Raw genomic sequence first — 16,535 nt, 5'->3', positions numbered from 1 at the left:
GGAATCCGGATGAACAATCGCCGGTTCCACATGGTCTGATAACCCCGAAGTTATCGGTGGCGACGGGGGAACGCGGATGGAGCTGCGGGACATCGAGATCTTTCTGACCCTGGCCGAGGAGCTGCACTTCGGCCGGACCGCGGACCGCCTCCACGTGTCGCAGGCCCGGGTGAGCCAGTCCATCGCCAAGCAGGAGCGGCGGATCGGCGCACGGCTCTTCGCCCGCAGCAGCCGCCGGGTCGAACTGACCCCCATCGGAGCCCAGCTGCGCGAGGACCTGGGGGCGGGCTACCAGCGGATAGTCGAGGGGACCCGTGCGGCCACCGCCGCCGCCCGCGGCGCCACGAGCACGCTCACGCTCGGACTGCACGGCCCCCAGGCGCACGACCAGTCGCGCCTCATCGACCTGTTCCGCACCCGGCACCCCGAGATCGAACTCCGCATCCGGGAAATGAGCTTCACGGACCCCTTCGGCCCGCTCCGCGGCGGCTCCGTCGAGGTGGCGACCGCCTGGCTGCCCGTCCGCGAGCCGGACCTCACTGTCGGGCCGCCGGTCGTCACCGAACCCCTGCTGCTCATGGTCGCCACCGACCATCCGCTGGCCTGCCGCGCCGCGGTCGGTATGGAGGACCTGGCCGACTGGGCCCTGCCGCACCCGGCGCTACCGGTCCCCGAGTACTGGCTGCGGACGCTCGTGCCCGCCCACACGCCCGGCGGCCGCCCCATCCGGCGCGGCCCGAAGGTCTCCACCTTCCAGGAGGTCGCCGCCGTGGTCGCGGCGGGTGAGGCGATCAGCCTGGTGCACGGTGACGCCGCCCGCTATTACCGGTGGCCCGGCCTGCGGTATCTCCATCCGTACGACGCCCCGACGGCGAGCTGGGCCCTGATCTGGCCCACGGCCCGGGAGTCGGTTCCCGTCCGCGAACTCGCCCGTGCGGCACGGGATGTGGGACCTCGCGAGGGGTGAGCCGACAGCGGCCGACACCTGGAGTCCCAGCGCGCCGTCCGCCTGGTCGGGGCCCGGCTGATCCCCCTCCAGCAGAAAGTCGACGACCGCCTGGCGGGCCGCCTTTCCGCTGGCCAGCGTGCCGTGCTGGAGGGCGAGGGGCACGGACGAGGGGATCAGCGCGGCGGAGGCGCGGTGGACCGTGCCGTCGCCCCACACCTGGTAACGGCAGGGCACACCGCTGCCGTCCCGGATCAGCCGGCCGTCGGTGTGGGTGCGGAAGGAGTGGTCGGCGGACCGTACGACGCCGTCCACCAGCGTCATGGACTCGGCGGTGCGCTGCCGGATGCCCACGACCTGCGGTGCCGGGCCAGCAGCTGGGTGAGCAGCTTCTGCCGGAACGCCTCCGCGTCCTCGTGCAGGTCCTTGTCGCCGCCGAGCGCGACGACATCAGCCGAGGTGAGACGGCGGACCTCGGTCCCCTCCTCCAGACACAGATGGCGGGGCAGCAGGTCGTGCACGCCGGGCATGGTCGCGGCCAGCGCGGTGAGCTTGCGGTGCGGCAGGGGCAGCGGCGCGCCCGGACGCCGTTGAGGATGCACGCCGCGTCGACCGACCCCTGGAAGGGGTGCCCAGCGTCAGCACGCCCCGGGATTCGGCGGCGAGTTCGCTGTCGCCGCCGAGCGCGAGCGCGGCGTGGGTGACCAGACCGCCCATCGAGTGCCACGGAGCGGGCGGGAGCTCCAGGCGCACAGCGCACAGTGGGCTGCTCGGGAGGGTGGTCTCCTCGGGTTGCCCGACGCTCGCGGACCTCCTGCGCGGCACCCCGGCCGCAGCGTTCCTGCCGGTCAGATGCATGATGAGGTGGACATGTGAAGGAAGGGGCGGGGAATGGTGCAATCGGCGGTGGAAGGGGAGAGAGAGGCTCCTCGGCGGTCGGAGCGCGTCGGCGGCGCAGGCTGGACGGCTGCGTGGCTGACCGGCGCCGTGGCCCTGGCGGCGGAGGGAGTCCTCGCGCTGGTCCTCTACTTCCTGGCGGGCCTGCGGGACGAGTACTATTTCGCCGCCGGCGTCCCGGCCTATGTCGGATATCTCTTCTTCTCCGTGGTCGCCATGGTGCTGCTCGGCCTGGCGGGGTTGATCTGCTCGGCCGCGGTCGTCCTGCCGGTCGTGCAGCTGTCGCGCTGGTCGGCCCGCAGGAAGGGGCGGACGGAGACGGCGCGCTGGTGCCTGGCGGTGTGCGGCGCCGTCGCCGCGGCGGCCGCGCTGTGCATCGGGGTGCCGACGGCGCTGCTCGGGGGCGGTTGGACCGTGCTCCCGCTGGTTCTTCTGGTGGCCTTCCTCGGCCTGGCCCCCGCCGCCCTGAGCAGCCGCGGGGTGACCGTGCTGCGTGGCACCGGTGCCCGGTTCGGGCTGGCCGCGGCAGTCCTCGGCTGCGGACTGGCGCTGTCGGCTGTGGTCTTCGTCGGCGGCCTGGCGGCCTACGGGACCGGTCTGATCCAGGAGTACGAGCCGCCGCGGCTCACCGCGACGCAGCTCGCCGGGACCTGGAGCGACGACCAGGGCGGCACCCTCACCCTCCGGGCCGACGGCACCGCGGTGGCGGAAGAGCTGGGAGTCCGGGGCGGGGAGACGGAGACCGCTGGGGACGGCCACGAGCACTGCGACGGCTCCGGCTCGTGGGAGAAGGGCGCATCCCCGTCCGGAACCTCGCAGCTCGACCTCGACCTCGACGTCGGCGACTGCATGGCGGGCAGCAGCTGGCAGTTCGGCGGTACCGAGGAAGAACCCACCCTCTTTCACTGGATCGGCGACCCCGATTCCCTCAAGCGGCACATACTGCATCGCGGGGCGCCGGCACAGTAGTTCCCGCGGGCTGCGGGTGCCGATCCGGGACAGGAGGAGCGCGGCACGGCGCGGGGACCGGAGGCGGCCGGCCGAGCCCCACGGCCCGGTCGCGGAGAGCAGCCGTGGCAGCAGGCAGACCAGCTGCTCGGCGGCAGCGGCCCTCAGCGGACCGCTGAGGGCCGCTGTGGGCCACTGAGAGCCTCGGCGGGCCGCCGGAACGCGTCCCGGCGCGTTCCGCGGGACGCGCCGGGACGGGGCTTCGGGAGCAGATCAGCTGCATGGCGCTCGGGCATCCCCGTGTGCCCTCTCCGTGCCTCCACGCCTCATCTGTGCGCCCCCGCACGGCACTTCCGTGGCCCCGCTTCCGTTGGTCCCTGCGCGACAAGGGGCGCCTCGCCTCTCGGCACCCCTCTGCCCGCCGCTGCCTCAAGGACCTATGGCCGTCTTCCTGATCCCACCGGCCCGCCACGGCGCGTCGGACACGCGCGACCTCCGCTCCCGCCGCACGGCACGGCAGACCGGCACCGGCACCAGCCCCGGTGCCAGTACCGGCGCCGGTACCGGCACCGGCAAGCCGAGGAGGCCGCGATGACCAGTCACCTTCCTCCCGTCACACTGGTCGGAGCCCCGGAACGCGGTGTCTGGCGACTCGGCAGGCCGAACCCCTGCGGTACAACCGGGTCGAGCCGGAGACCACCAGCGGCTCGTGTGCGGGAAGGTTCAGCCTCTTCAGCTACGGGATGCTCTACACCTGCAGCGAAACCACCGGCTGCTACGCGGAGGCCCTGGCGCCCTTCCGCGTCCATCCGCGGATGCGCCGGCTGATGGCCCAGGACGGGCTGTCCGAGGGCGGCGGGCGGATGCGGCCGGGGCATCTGCCGTCGAGTTGGCGGAACGAACGGATCCTCGTGCGGCTCCGGCCGCCCACTTGCCGGAGCCCTCCGGCAAGTGGGCGGCCTGCGCGGCTTCGCCGTACGGCGCGCGGAAAGCGCGGGCCACACGGACCGGGGAACGGCGAGGAACACGCTCAAGGGAGACAGCCGCGTTCGAGGCACGGCCGGCCCACCGCAGCACCACCGGCCCCGTCCCCGGCCTGCCGCTTCCCGGCCCGGTGCGGAAACCCCGTTGCGCCCACCCGGAGGACGCCCTCTACCGTGGCGCGGTGACAACCCATGTGATCGTGCTCAACGGCGGCTCCAGCTCCGGCAAGTCGGAGCTCACCAGAAGTCTGCAGGCCATCCTGCCGGAGCCCTGGCTCGGTCTCGGGGTCGACGACCTGATCGAGGCCATGCCCGCATCGCTGCGCACCGGGGACGCCGGCATCGAACTCGCGGAGGACGGCGGAGTGAGCGTCGGGCCGCAGTTCCGGGAACTGGAGGCCGCGTGGATGGCAGGCGTCGCGGCGATGGCCCGAGCGGGAGCCCACGTCGTCATCGACGAGGTCTTCCTCGGCGGCGCCGCCTCGCAGCAGCGGTGGCGGCAGGCTCTTCGCGGTCTGGAGGTGCTGTGGGTCGGCGTCCGCTGCGAGAGCGCGGTCGCCGCGGCACGGGAACGGGCCCGCGGCGACCGCGTCCGCGGAATGGCCGCCTCCCAGGCAGACCTGGTGCACCGGGGCGTGCACTACGACCTCCAGGTCGACACCACCCGCACCCCCTCGGCGGAGTGCGCCCGCACCATCGCGAGCCACGTCCACCGCTGACCGCTCGGCGGAACTCGGCGGACTGCCCTTCCGGGCCCGGAGCACGAGTAATCCGGCGGCACCGTCCGGAAGCAGGGGCCGGTCGCTGCCGGCCGCCGCAGGAGCAGGGCAAGATGCGGCGATCCGGACATCCTTCACTCTCCGCATGCTCTGGTAGCGTTCGGTAACAGTGACTGTTAGCTTTGGGGAACGTTTACCGGACGGCCGCACGACGATCCGGCCCCTCCGCACAACAGACCCTGAGCAAGGAGGGTGCCCCGCCGTGCCCGGACAGGCAGCAGGCCGTCCGCATGCACAAGGAGGGGGAGCGGGGCCATGGGGGGCAACGCAGCGTCGGACGAGAATCCCAGCCCGGGAATGAAACCGGGCGGTCACCTGCCGCAGGATACCGATCTCGTCCATTCCGAGTCGAAGAAGAAGGCCGCAGCCCGCTATCTCGCGGAGACCCTGGGGCCGGAGACGCACAAGGCGGGCTCGAAAGCCGACGGGGACACCGAGACTCTCACCGGCAATCCGGAGAGCCCGACCGGGCGCGGGAAGCTCCACGGCTGGGAGGTGTGGACCGGAATCCGCCATCGGCTCACGACCTGGCGCAAGCACCACAAGCACCTCACCCGGAGCCTCTCCCACGAGCGCGAGGCACTGATGGACGCCAACACGATCCTCACCGGCATGGACATCGCCACCCGTGACGCCTTCGGTTCCGCGACGCCCAGGCTCCAGCCAGGGCTCGACAAGCGGCCCGGAAGCAGTCTCGACAACCTCTGAGGGGCGGAGCGCCATGGCGATCTCGTACGACGACATCGTGAACGCGGACTTCAGCGACCTGGAGACCGCCGCCAAGTCCTGGGAAGGGATGGGCAAGAGGTTCGGAACCCTGGGCGGTCACTACAGGGACCACGTCCGTGCCGCGGTGGACGCGGACAGTTGGCAGGGCGAGGGCGCGAAGATGTTCGGCAAATGGGGCGGGAAGACAGCCGAGGAGTACGACCAGGCCGAGCAAGAAGCCCGAGGAGTGGGCGCCCTCTTCCGGCTCGCCCACGCGACCTTCGAGTCTCACAAGAAGGCCGTGGAGAAGGCCAGGGACGACGCTCAAGCCGCGGGCATGGACGTGAATTCACACGGCCACTGCACGATGAACCTCGACAAGGTCGAGGCCAAGAAGGGCAAGAAGGTCGCCGATCAGTACCGTGGCGACAAGCAGGCTCAAACGGTCGTGGAAGAAAAATGGGATGGGGCGATAAAGAAGGCTGTCCGTGAGGCCCAGGAAGCGGACGCAGCCATGAAGAAAAGATTCATGGCAGACCCGAAAGAACCCGAGAAAGGATTGCCTGGCGGGTTTAACGGCGCCATCGGCGAGGAGGCGGTGAAGCGCACTGCGAAGCGAGTCGCCAACACCTACAACAGCCTCAAGAACGGTGAAGTTCCACCGCGCCGGGAGCTACAGGAAGCAAGCATCCTCGCCCGCGGCCTCGACGAGGACCCCGAGTTCAGTCGGACGCTCATCAACTCTGTCGGAGGCCCGGAAGGACTCGTCAAGGTGCATAACCGTCTCGACGATCTGGCGTACGTTTCCGACCCGGAGCACAAGAAATCCTATCTTTCCCTGGATAGAGGCCTTGCGGCGAACCTTGCTTCCGCAACCAAGAATCCTGAGTCATCCTTCTACAAAGACTTCAAGGATAAGATGGAAAAGGTCGGCTTGAAAAAATACGACCTGAAGTTGGTGACCAAGAATCCCGATGATGCTCCGGGGCCCGGACCTGTACGTGGATACCAGAGCCTTGTCTCTTTGATGCAGCGCGGCGACGACAACTATGGTAAGCAGTTTCTGACTGATACTGCTGATGCCATCCGTAAAGCAGAGGATGAGGGGCAGAGTGGTGATCCGGACGTTTGGGACCTCAAGGGAAACTTCGACGGGAAGAAGTATGCCCATTTCGCCAACGATCCCTACGACGGAGTTCTTGAGGTGATGTCGAGGCAGCCCGAGGTATCGACTGAATATCTTGACCCCGGAAAGGTGATGGATAAGGGAGATAATCTCTACTATCTACTGAACGACCGGGACTGGAAAAACGTCGAAATGGGTCCGGTGGGGCCCGACGGTCACGACCCCGACGGGGAGACCAGCCACTCTCGGCGGGGCCTTGCCCACGCTCTGGAAGCCGGTGCCACCGGCGAGCTGCCGCAGGATGTCAAGGAACCGGCTCGACTTCACCCCTTGCATACAGGAGCCGAGGCTAGGGTTATGAACGGAGTGATTCACTCCCTGGCTCCTGGCCAGGGCGCAGGGGGTATTCATCATAATCTTCAGGAGCCCGTAGCGAATGCTTTGGCCGATTATGCTTCCGATACCCACAGAACGCTTTACGGCGCAGACGATATACGCAATGAAACCGGCGCAAGAGGGTCAGAAGGCGATGCATTTTTGTCGGCTGAGCCCAATAAGCTTGTTCAGCTCATGAGAGGGGTCTCTGAATCACCTGACGGCTATGCAAAGATATTTGATGCAGAGCGTGCGCAAATCAATCAAAGTATAGATGAGTTGCCGAACGGTTTGGCGGCAGATCATGAAGACGTCAAAGATGTAATGCGGCGAGCCGGTGCTGGAATGGGTGCAATGGAGGCGATCAAGGAAGATATCACCGGTGATGAAGCAAGTGAAAAATTGGATGATATTCAATGGAAGGCGAAGATTAAGTATCACGTTATCGGTGGGTTTTTGACTCCGATTCCTGGTGGTCGGGGAGATCCGTTGCAGCGCTTCGTTGATACATGGGCGTGGCAGGATGCCAGCGATCAGAGTGCAGAGGTGAAAAGAGAGCTCAACGAAAAGAACACCGAGCAGTGGCTTTCCTCGGACTTTCAAATACGAAATATGGTGAACCGCTGGGCGGTATCCTCCGGAATTAATGCAGAAGATTCTTCGGTGACGAATCTGAAATCGGGAGATGCAATGGAAGGGCGCAATGCTGCGCGCGATGAGGCATCTCAATTTCTCGAATAGCATGATGGAGGCCGGTCATTGCGGCGTAAATCTCTGATGGTGGTTTCCTGTATTGTTTTCTGCTGCCTCCTTGTCGGAGCTTTTCTGGTCATTCAGCAGAAGAGGAAAGAGCGCTTCGAGGGGATATGCAACGGTGTGGTGCAAAGGGACGCTGTTCAGGTGGCCGCTGGTGGTCGGGAGGTCGAGGCTGTCGACAGCGGAGCACGTGAATCCGCGGAATCTGATGGGTTGCCGGTAAAATGTGAGGCCGACACGAAAGATAAATCCCGGCATATTGAATTCTCTGTAGGGTCGTCTGCTTACGCGATTCAAATTCTCGGTCAAACCCTTCAAGAGAACTTGTTTATAGCGGATGTGTCTTCGCCTATGGGTGGAGGGTGGACGGGTACGCTGACCGTGCAGGATCCGATCACTGCGCATGCTACTGTTGTGCTCAAATGCAGCTCTGGGCGGCAAGAATACCTGCTTGTCAGTGTGAAATCTTTGCTTGTTGATACGGATACCCATTTCTCCGAAAATAAGAGTGAGAGACTCGGATTGGCGCAGGCGGTTGCTTCTGTGAGCAAGGAAGCGAACAAGCAATGGAAGTGCGGTGCCCAGTTGGGTAAAAAGATCCGTCGAGCGCCTGCTGACGCGATCAGAAGCCGTGCCAAGCCGTTGGCCGAAGCGACGGGTACTTGCCGCAGTATGCGGAAACTGACTCCGGTGGCGAAGACATGGGGAATCACGAAGGCCATCAGCACGGAGTCGACCGGCGAGGCTCCGGCTCAGGACTGTCTTCTCGTCGACACCAAAGGGCAGCAGGTTTACCGCTTGTCAGCACTGACCGGACCGCTTGCTGAAGGATATCGGGAATCCGGGAGCACCTTGGCAAAGGTCCCAGGAAAGGCCGGACGTGAAAAGCGAGGGGGCTGGGCCTGGGCCAGTGCGAAGTGCCCTGACGGGCAGTCCCCGGCGCTTTTCACCGCTGCCAGCACGGGGCTCGGTGAAGACGACCGCCTGAAGGTGAGTGCGGATTTCGAGCGGGAGCTGCTCAAGGCGTTCGGGTCGGACATGGCTGCGTTGCACGGTTGTGAGAAGCCCACTCTTCCGTGAGGCCCTTGCGTGAGGTCCTTCCGTGAGGCGGCCTCTCCAACGCGGCCCCGCGTGCGGCGTATGCCGGGTGGCTGAGGCCGGTCTTGTCCTCGGTCCCGCCACAATCGCTCGACCGGCCGTGGAGTCGGCGGGAGAGCGAGGTCGGGCAACGTCGAGAGGGTTCCGGTGCCACCGGTGCCGCACCTTGTGCGCGTCCTCGCCCCGATGTGCCGGGGTGCAAGAGGTGCGAGCCGGGGCAGGTCGAGCGGCGGGGTGCGGGGGAGGCCGGGGTCTGCCGGAGCGCTGCCGACGGGTCCGCCGCGGGCCGCGACGCACTCCGCGGACGGCCACGGCAGACGGCCCGAGACCGGGAGGCCCCGGATGCCGTAGGGCGACCCGGGTGCTGCGACCGGGCGCCGCGCTCCGCGATGTGGAATCGCGTACGGTGGACGGCTGCCCTAAGGAGAGCAGAAGGGGGCCGCCGCGGTGAACGCGCAGCACAGAGCGGAGCCGGAGACCGTACGTGACCGCGAGGTCGACGCGGAGCAACAGCACCTCGACCGGGTGTACCGGAGGCTGGCGGAGAAGATCCACGAGGCCGAGTTCCTGATGGACGACGCCGCCAAGCGCGCCCAGGTGGGCACCCCGGGCGCCCTGGCCGAGCGGGATGCGCAGGTCTTCCGCGCGGGAATCCATCTCAACCGGCTCAACAGCGAGTTCGAGGACTTCCTCTTCGGCCGGATCGATCTGCTGGAGGGCCGGACCGGGGAGCGGGGCCCGGACGGCGCCTACACCTCGGTGGAGCCCGCCGAGGGGGCCGTGCGCGCGGTGGACGGCGAGCAGCGGGCCGACATCGCGGAGACCCTGCACATCGGGCGGCTCGGGGTGCTGGACGCCGACTACTCGCCGCTGGTCATCGACTGGCGGGCGCCTGCGGCGGGCCCCTTCTACCGCTCCACCCCCGTTGCTCCGGGCCGGGTCGTGCGCCGGCGTGTCATCCGCAGCAAGGGCCGGCGGGTGCTCGGCGTCGAGGACGATCTGCTGCGCCCCGAGCTCACCGCCCGGCTGGACGGCGCGCCGCTGGCCGTGATCGGCGACGGGGCGCTGATGGCCGCGCTGGGGCAGGCCCGCAGCCATGCGATGCGGGACATCGTCTCCTCCATCCAGGCCGAGCAGGACGAGGTCATCCGCGCGCCCGCGGCGTCGGTCACCGAGGTGGCGGGCGGCCCGGGCACCGGTAAGACGGCGGTGGCCCTGCACCGCGCCGCCTATCTGCTGTACCAGGACAGGCGCCGTTACGCGGGCGGCATCCTGATCGTGTCCCCGACCCCGCTGCTGGTCTCGTACACGGAGGGTGTGTTGCCCTCGCTCGGCGAGGAGGGCCAGGTCGCGATCCGGGCGCTGGGCTCGCTGGCCGAGGAGACGGCGGGTGTGGCGGCGACGACGTACGACGAGCAGCGCGTCGCCCGCGTCAAGGGGTCGGCACGCATGGTGAAGGTGCTGCGCAAGGCGGCCCGCGGGGCGCTCGAGCTGGGATTGCGTGCGCCGGTGCCGGATCGGCTGCGGGTCGTCGCCTTCGGCGGCCGTCTGGAACTGGACGCGGCGGAACTGGCCGCCGTGCGCCGGCAGGTCCTCGGCGGCACCGCGCCGGTGAACCTCATGCGGCCCCGCGCGCGGAAGCTGCTGCTGGACGCACTGTGGGACAAGTCCGGGGCGCAGCGGCGCCACGAGGATCCGGAGCTGGCCGCCGAGGCCCGGCAGGGGTTCGACGAGGACATCGCCTCCGAGGACGTGTTCACCGACTTCCTCGACGCCTGGTGGCCCGAGTTGGGCCCCCGCGAGGTGCTGGCGGCCATGGCCGACGAGGCGCGGCTGGGCCGTTGGGCGCGGCGGGTGCTGCGGCCCGCGGAGGCGCGGACGTTGGCGCGCTCCCTCGCCGAGCGCCTCACCGCGCAGGGGGAGGGCGCGCTGTCGGTGCACGACATCGCACTGCTGGACGAGCTGCGCACGCTGCTGGGCGCCCCCGCCCGCCCCAAGAAGCGTGAGGTGGACCCGGTGGAGCAGCTCACCGGGCTGGAGGAGCTGACCACCGCGGCCGACCGGGACGGGGGCCGGTGGCGGGACCGCGGGGGCGGCCGGCTGCCGTCGGAGCGCGCCGAGTACGCGCACGTCATCGTGGACGAGGCGCAGGACCTCACTCCCATGCAGTGGCGGATGGTGGGCCGCCGCGGCCGGCACGCCACGTGGACGGTCGTCGGCGACCCGGCCCAGTCCTCCTGGACCGACCCGGACGAGGCGGCAGCGGCGCGGGACGAGGTGCTCGGCAAGCGGCCCCGGCGCCGCTTCGAACTGACCGTCAACTACCGCAACCCCGCCGAGCTGGCCGTCCTCGCCGACCGGGTGCTGGCGCTGGCCATGCCCGGGACGGCGCCGCCGCGCGCCGTGCGCTCCACCGGTGTGGCCCCCGAGTTCGCCGTCACAGGCACTGCCGCGGAGATCGCGGGGCAGGCCGCAGGCGACTCCGCGGGCGACGGCGCGGATGGCGTCCCGGGCGACGGAACGGGCGATGGCCTGGGCGCGGCGGTGCGGGAGAGTGCCGCACGGCTGCTGGCGGAGGTCGAGGGCACCGTCGGGGTCGTGGTCGCGATGCGGCGGCGGGAGGAGGCACGCGAGTGGCTCGCGGGACTGGGGGAGCGGGTGGTCGCGCTCGGGAGTCTCGAGGCCAAGGGGCTGGAGTACGACGCAGCGCTCGTCGTCTCACCGGCGGAGATCGCGGACGAGTCGCCCGCCGGATTGCGTGTGCTGTACGTGGCGCTCACCCGGGCGACGCAGCGGCTGCTGGTGCTGAGCGGGGAGGCGGACCTCCCCGACGAGGTGGGGGTGCCCGACCTGCTGCGGGACTGATCCGCGCGGGTCGGCGTGACGTGCGGAAGGGCTCCGGAATCGGTACGTGCAAGGGGAATCGCCGCGGCGGGTCGTTTGTTAGCCTGGGTGTGGCACCGGCCCGATCCATGCCCCCGGGCCCAACCATAGGCGCTCAGAGCGCCCACTTGCCGCGAGGCGAGCTGGCGGGTCGGTGTCATTGAACGTGGAACGAAGAGGGCTCCCGTCGTCAGGACGGGAGCCCTCTTCGCTGTGCGGACGCCCTCGGCGGCGCGGTCCGCGGGTGGTGAGCCGCCGCCGGCCGGGACGCGGCCGGCATCGGCGGAGGCCGGCAGCGTTCTCCGCGGTCGGCCGCGGCCGACCGCTGTGGCCGACGGTGTGGTCGGTCCGCCGGGTCAGCCGACCACGCGGACGCCGTCGGCCTGCGGGCCCTTGCGGCCCTGGGTGATCTCGAACTCGACGCGCTGCGCGTCCTCCAGGCTGCGGTACCCCTCACTGTCGATCGAGCTGTAGTGCACGAAGACGTCCGGTCCGCCGCCTTCCTGTGCGATGAAGCCGTAGCCCTTCTCGGCGTTGAACCACTTGACCGTGCCCTGAGCCATGTTTCCGGGTCTCCTGTGATGCAGAGGCAGTGTGCGGGCCGATCTTAAGTCGGTTTCGGTCCGTTTCAGAGGAATTGGAGCCGTTTCTCTTCCCGTTCTCTTCCGGGGAATCATGGAGTCCGTCCCCGGCCACCTGGGTGACAATCTCTCGTATGGTGGAATACGCTTTCCGGAACAAGGGATGCGTTACCACGTACCGGGGGGTAGGTGGGACGATCTGTTGACGTGGCGCGCCGCAGGCCGTAAGAAATGCGGCCCCCGCGCGCACGCGCACAACGTGACAAGGGAAAGCAGAGGAAGTCGGCAATGGCGCCAAGCGTCTCCTACTCGATGACGGTCCGCCTGGAGGTCCCCGCAGGCGGGACGGCGGTCAGTCAGCTCACCACGGTCGTGGAGTCCTCCGGAGGCTCGGTCACCGGCCTCGACGTGACGGCCTCGGGCCACGAGCGGCTGCGGATCGACGTGACGATCGCGGCCAGTTCCACCGCGCACGCCGACGAGATCGTGGCCGAGCTGCGCACCATCGAGGGTGTCGCCATCGGCAAGGTCTCGGACCGCACCTTCCTGATGCACCTCGGCGGCAAGATCGAGATGTCCGCCAAGCACCCCATTCGCAACCGCGACGACCTGTCGATGATCTACACCCCGGGCGTGGCCCGGGTCTGCACGCAGATCGCCGAGCACCCCGAGGACGCGCGGCGTCTGACGATCAAGCGCAACAGCGTCGCCGTCGTCACCGACGGCTCCGCCGTGCTGGGCCTGGGCAACATCGGCCCGCAGGCGGCGCTTCCGGTGATGGAGGGCAAGGCGGCCCTCTTCAAACGGTTCGCCGGGATCGACGCCTGGCCGATCTGCCTGGACACCCAGGACACCGACACGATCGTGGAGGTCGTCAAGGCCCTGGCGCCCGGCTTCGCCGGGATCAACCTGGAGGACATCTCCGCGCCGCGCTGCTTCGAGATCGAGGCGCGGCTGCGGGAGGCCGTCGACATCCCCGTCTTCCACGACGACCAGCACGGAACCGCCATCGTGGTGCTCTCGGCGCTCTACAACGCGCTGCGCGTGGTGGGCAAGCGGATCGAGGACGTCCGCGTCGTGATGTCCGGTGCGGGCGCCGCCGGTACGGCGATCCTGAAGCTGCTGCTGGAGGCGGGCGTCAAGCACGCCGTCGTCGCGGACATCCACGGTGTCGTCCACGCGGGCCGCGAGGACCTCGCGGACGCCGAGGAGGGCTCGCCGATGCGGTGGGTCGCCGACAACACCAACCCCGAGGGGCACACCGGCACCCTCAAGGAGGTCGTGGTCGGCGCGGACGTCTTCATCGGCGTCTCCGCGCCCAACGTCCTGGACGGCGACGATATCGCCAGGATGGCCGACGGCGCCATCGTGTTCGCGCTCGCCAACCCGGACCCGGAGGTCGACCCGGCGGCGGCCCGCGAGTCGGCCGCCGTGGTGGCCACCGGACGGTCGGACTTCCCCAACCAGATCAACAACGTGCTGGTCTTCCCCGGCGTCTTCCGCGGCCTCCTGGACGCCCAGTCCCGCACCGTGGACGACGCGATGATGCTGGCCGCCGCGCGGGCGCTGGCCGACGTCGTCGGCGAGGACGAGCTGAACCCGAACTACATCATCCCCAGCGTCTTCAACGAGAAGGTCTCCGGCGCCGTCGCCGGCGCGGTCCGCGACGCCGCGCTGAGCGAGGGCGAGGCGAAGGCCGCCAAGGAGCCGGCGCAGGCCGGCTGAGGTCTCCGTCCGGCCACGCCCCACCGGAGGTGCCGGAGTGCCGGCTCGGCGGTCGCGCCGCGGCCCCGTGTGGCCTTCCGCACGCGCGGCACGCCGCGTAGGCCGCGGGGGCACCGGCGCGTCGGGCGGGGGTTCACTCGGGCGGGCCCCTTAGGGTTGCGGGCAGCCAGAGGCCAAGACACGTCAGCACGCGCGAGGGCGCCGGATGACGCCGGATTGGCTTTCCCGCCGCAGGTAGGGGCAGGATGCATTCCCAAGGACTTCGTCCGAGGGGGAGACCCCGAAACGGACCTTGTCCAGGGGGATACCCCCACGGGGCGCGCGGGCCCGAAGGCGGACCCGGGTCCGGGGACTGTCGGAGGGCCCTGGCAGCATCGGCTTCGATCTCACGCCTCATCGGCAAGAAGAACACGGGAGTACGAATTATGAACCGCAGTGAGCTGGTGGCCGCTCTGTCCGAGCGTGCCGAGGTGACCCGTAAGGACGCCGACGCGATCCTGTCGGCGTTCGCCGAGACCGTCGGCGAGGTCGTCGCCAAGGGCGACGAGAAGGTCACCATCCCCGGCTTCCTCACCTTCGAGCGCACCCACCGGGCGGCGCGGACCGCGCGCAACCCGCAGACCGGTGACCCGATCCAGATCCCGGCCGGGTACAGCGTCAAGGTGTCGGCGGGCTCCAAGCTCAAGGAAGCGGCGAAGGGCAAGTAAGCCCTGAGGCACTGAAGCAGAGGGCGGCCCCCCATTCGGGGGGCCGCCCTTCGTGCGCCGGAGGCGCAGGCGGAAGCGCGGATCCGAGGGCCCCGGACCGCGGGCACCTGTCTCGGGACCGCGCCGCCGGAGCCGGTATCGCCCCCGAGCCGGCACTGCCCCCGAGCGGCACCGCACCCGGCGGGTCCGGGTGCCGTGCGGCTGCGGCGCCCGGACCGGACCGGAGTCAGCCGCCGTACTCGCCGAAGGCGAGCGGCAGCGCCGCCAGGTCGACCTCCTGGAGGGAGGGCAGCAGCAGGGTGCCGGGGGCCTCCTCGATGCCGTCCACGGTCGGGACGGCGATCACCCGGCAGCCCGCGGCGCGGGCGGAGGCGGCGCCGGTGGGGGTGTCCTCCAGGGCCAGGCACGCGGTCGCCGGGACCCCCAGGAGGCGGGCGGCGGCCAGGTAGGGGTCCGGGTGCGGCTTGCCGCGGGGGGTCTCGCCGTGTGCGACGGAGCAGGTGAAGCGGTGCGGTCCCAGGGTGGCCAGCACCAGATCGGCGATCGGCCGTTCGGACGCCGTGACGAGCGCCACCGGGACGCCCATGCCCCGGGCGCTGTCCAGCAGCGCCAGCGCTCCCGGCTGCACCGTCACCCCGGCGCGCACCCGCGCCGTGAACGCGGCGTCCAGCCGGGCCTGCGCGGCCTCGGCGGCCAGTCCGGTGCGCCGGGCCACGAGGGCGGCGGCGCCGTCCAGCGGCTGGCCCGCGAAGGGGGCGAGGGCGGCCGCACCGGCGTCGGCGCCGTGCTCGGCCAGCAGCTCGGCGAGGGTCGCCAGCCAGTCGCGTTCGGTGTCGACGAGGGTGCCGTCCATGTCGCAGAGCAGGGCGGCGGGCGTCCGGCCGGTTCCCGGCAGGGCGCGGGGGGAGACGGACGCGGTGGCGCCTCCCGGTGGCAGGCCGGGGGAGGGCGGGGGAGTGGGCAATGCGGGCTCGCACTTCGTCGGTGGGTGGAGGGTGCCGGCGTGCGGGTGCGCGTCGGCGGGTCGGGTCACGCGCGGGTGCGCGCCAGCGGGTTGGTCTGGGTGGAGTTGCGGACGGTGAAGACGACCGAGCCGGGGCGGTAGCGGTCGTCGGAGGTCTCCACGGGGCGGCCGTCGGCCGTCGTGGTGGTGCGGCGCACCCGCAGCAGCGGGCTGCCCCGGCGCACGCCCAGGTGCTCCGCGTCGGCGGTCCCGGCGGCGACCGCGTCGATGTGGTGCTCGCCGTGTGCGAAGACGAGCCCGCTGTCGTCGTGGAGCCGCTGGGTGACCGACTCGCAGTCGGCCGGCAGCGCGTCGACGGCGGTGCCGATCCACTCCGCGTAGACGGTGCGCTCCAGCAGCACGGGCTCCCCGTCCAGGGTGCGGACCCGGAGCACGCGCAGCACCGGAGCGCCGTGCGGCACCTGGAGCAGTCCGGCCTCCTCGGGGCGTGCGGTGTCCCAGTCGGAGGTCACCACCAGTCCGCCCGCGGTCCGGCCGCCGGCGCGTGCCCACTGGGCGAAGCTGCGCAGCTCGGTGAAGGTCTGGCTGGGCGTGGTGGACAGCACCACGCGACGGGCGCCCTGCCGGGAGCCGATCAGGCCCTCGGCGAGCAGCGCGGAGACGGCCTGCCGGACGGTGCCGCGGGAGGCGCCGTGCGCGGTGGCGAGTTCCGCTTCCGAGGGGAGGGTCGCGCCGACGGGGTAGTGCCCGTCGGCGATGGCGCGGCGCAGCTCGTCGGCGATCCGCTCGTGCCGTGCGCCGCCGCGCTGCGACGACGTGCGACCGGTGGTCCTGCGGTGGCCACCGCGGGCGGACTCGGACATGGGGCGACTCCCTCGACGTGCTGCGCTCACTGGCTGCGCGGGCTCCGCCAGATCATGCCATCTGTGCGCAACAGTGCGCACATCAAGTGGGCGGGGCAGATGCGTATAACCGCAGTTCGCAGCGCTAAACCTGTTCGTAAATAACGCTTTGAGCTGGGGGTTTGATGGGTGTCTGGGCTTTGCGCGGCGGGGTGCG

At 69.9% G+C, this 16,535-nt stretch carries 13 protein-coding genes; 9 read left to right on the top strand and 4 right to left on the bottom strand.

From position 1 onward, the window contains the following. The first annotated feature begins 76 nt into the window (after positions 1–76). Positions 77–967, top strand: coding sequence for a LysR family transcriptional regulator (locus tag ACFYMO_RS10640; RefSeq protein WP_366773220.1), 891 nt, complete (start codon positions 77–79; stop codon positions 965–967). Between the two features lie 299 nt (positions 968–1,266). On the opposite strand, the gene ACFYMO_RS10635 is transcribed toward ACFYMO_RS10640, so the two are convergent. After that, entirely contained in the window at positions 1,267–1,548 is a 282-nt protein-coding gene (locus ACFYMO_RS10635; protein ID WP_366773221.1) for a hypothetical protein, read from the bottom strand. Between the two features lie 289 nt (positions 1,549–1,837). On the opposite strand from ACFYMO_RS10635, the gene ACFYMO_RS10630 reads away from it, so the two are divergent. The 6 genes from ACFYMO_RS10630 (at position 1,838) to ACFYMO_RS10605 (ending at position 11,481) form a co-directional block, all read left to right on the top strand. Beyond that, positions 1,838–2,812 carry a hypothetical protein gene (locus tag ACFYMO_RS10630; protein ID WP_388545590.1) on the top strand — a complete coding sequence of 325 codons (975 nt, stop codon included), beginning with the start codon at positions 1,838–1,840 and terminating at the stop codon, positions 2,810–2,812. A gap of 1,156 nt (positions 2,813–3,968) precedes the next feature. Continuing rightward, entirely contained in the window at positions 3,969–4,493 is a 525-nt protein-coding gene (cpt, locus tag ACFYMO_RS10625) for a chloramphenicol phosphotransferase CPT (protein WP_366773239.1), read from the top strand. 315 nt (positions 4,494–4,808) lie between these two features. Then, positions 4,809–5,261 (top strand): hypothetical protein, encoded by a 453-nt coding sequence (locus tag ACFYMO_RS10620; protein WP_366773223.1) that lies wholly within the window; start codon positions 4,809–4,811, stop codon positions 5,259–5,261. Between the two features lie 13 nt (positions 5,262–5,274). Then, positions 5,275–7,503, top strand: coding sequence for a hypothetical protein (locus tag ACFYMO_RS10615; protein ID WP_388545587.1), 2,229 nt, complete (start codon positions 5,275–5,277; stop codon positions 7,501–7,503). A gap of 18 nt (positions 7,504–7,521) precedes the next feature. Beyond that, complete coding sequence (locus ACFYMO_RS10610) at positions 7,522–8,598, top strand: hypothetical protein (RefSeq protein ID WP_388545585.1); 1,077 nt, start codon at positions 7,522–7,524, stop codon at positions 8,596–8,598. Between the two features lie 465 nt (positions 8,599–9,063). Next, positions 9,064–11,481 carry a HelD family protein gene (locus ACFYMO_RS10605; RefSeq protein WP_388545582.1) on the top strand — a complete coding sequence of 806 codons (2,418 nt, stop codon included), beginning with the start codon at positions 9,064–9,066 and terminating at the stop codon, positions 11,479–11,481. A 374-nt stretch (positions 11,482–11,855) separates the two neighbouring features. Here the strand turns inward: ACFYMO_RS10605 and ACFYMO_RS10600 are convergent, their stop codons facing one another. Beyond that, a complete protein-coding gene (locus tag ACFYMO_RS10600; protein ID WP_019354305.1) occupies positions 11,856–12,062 on the bottom strand; it encodes a cold-shock protein in 207 nt (68 codons plus the stop codon). A 306-nt stretch (positions 12,063–12,368) separates the two neighbouring features. On the opposite strand from ACFYMO_RS10600, the gene ACFYMO_RS10595 reads away from it, so the two are divergent. Both ACFYMO_RS10595 and ACFYMO_RS10590 read left to right on the top strand, forming a co-directional pair. Then, entirely contained in the window at positions 12,369–13,805 is a 1,437-nt protein-coding gene (locus ACFYMO_RS10595; RefSeq protein WP_366773228.1) for an NAD-dependent malic enzyme, read from the top strand. A 425-nt stretch (positions 13,806–14,230) separates the two neighbouring features. Next, the gene (locus tag ACFYMO_RS10590; protein WP_016469244.1) at positions 14,231–14,512 is read left to right on the top strand and encodes an HU family DNA-binding protein; all 282 of its coding nucleotides are present in this window, start codon (positions 14,231–14,233) and stop codon (positions 14,510–14,512) included. A 226-nt stretch (positions 14,513–14,738) separates the two neighbouring features. Here ACFYMO_RS10590 and ACFYMO_RS10585 read toward each other — a convergent pair whose 3' ends face one another. Further along, entirely contained in the window at positions 14,739–15,476 is a 738-nt protein-coding gene (locus ACFYMO_RS10585) for an HAD family phosphatase (protein ID WP_366773229.1), read from the bottom strand. Positions 15,477–15,541: 65 nt separating this feature from the next. Then, on the bottom strand, positions 15,542–16,339 hold the full coding sequence (locus tag ACFYMO_RS10580) for a GntR family transcriptional regulator (protein WP_366773230.1): 798 nt from the start codon (positions 16,337–16,339) through the stop codon (positions 15,542–15,544). Between the last annotated feature and the right edge of the window lie 196 nt (positions 16,340–16,535).

Source organism: Streptomyces sp. NPDC007025 (assembly GCF_042869455.1).
Lineage (GTDB): Bacteria > Actinomycetota > Actinomycetes > Streptomycetales > Streptomycetaceae > Streptomyces.
This window is presented reverse-complemented; position numbering and strand designations above follow the sequence as displayed.

What these genes read in the sequence shown, in the direction of transcription:
- ACFYMO_RS10640 (WP_366773220.1), top strand. Translation starts at nt 77, where the DNA reads ATGGAGCTGCGGGACATCGAGATCTTTCTGACCCTGGCCGAGGAGCTG.
- ACFYMO_RS10630 (WP_388545590.1), top strand. Translation starts at nt 1,838, where the DNA reads ATGGTGCAATCGGCGGTGGAAGGGGAGAGAGAGGCTCCTCGGCGGTCG.
- ACFYMO_RS10620 (WP_366773223.1), top strand. Translation starts at nt 4,809, where the DNA reads ATGGGGGGCAACGCAGCGTCGGACGAGAATCCCAGCCCGGGAATGAAA.
- ACFYMO_RS10615 (WP_388545587.1), top strand. Translation starts at nt 5,275, where the DNA reads ATGGCGATCTCGTACGACGACATCGTGAACGCGGACTTCAGCGACCTG.
- ACFYMO_RS10600 (WP_019354305.1), bottom strand. Translation starts at nt 12,062, where the DNA reads ATGGCTCAGGGCACGGTCAAGTGGTTCAACGCCGAGAAGGGCTACGGC.
- ACFYMO_RS10595 (WP_366773228.1), top strand. Translation starts at nt 12,369, where the DNA reads ATGGCGCCAAGCGTCTCCTACTCGATGACGGTCCGCCTGGAGGTCCCC.
- ACFYMO_RS10590 (WP_016469244.1), top strand. Translation starts at nt 14,231, where the DNA reads ATGAACCGCAGTGAGCTGGTGGCCGCTCTGTCCGAGCGTGCCGAGGTG.
- ACFYMO_RS10580 (WP_366773230.1), bottom strand. Translation starts at nt 16,339, where the DNA reads ATGTCCGAGTCCGCCCGCGGTGGCCACCGCAGGACCACCGGTCGCACG.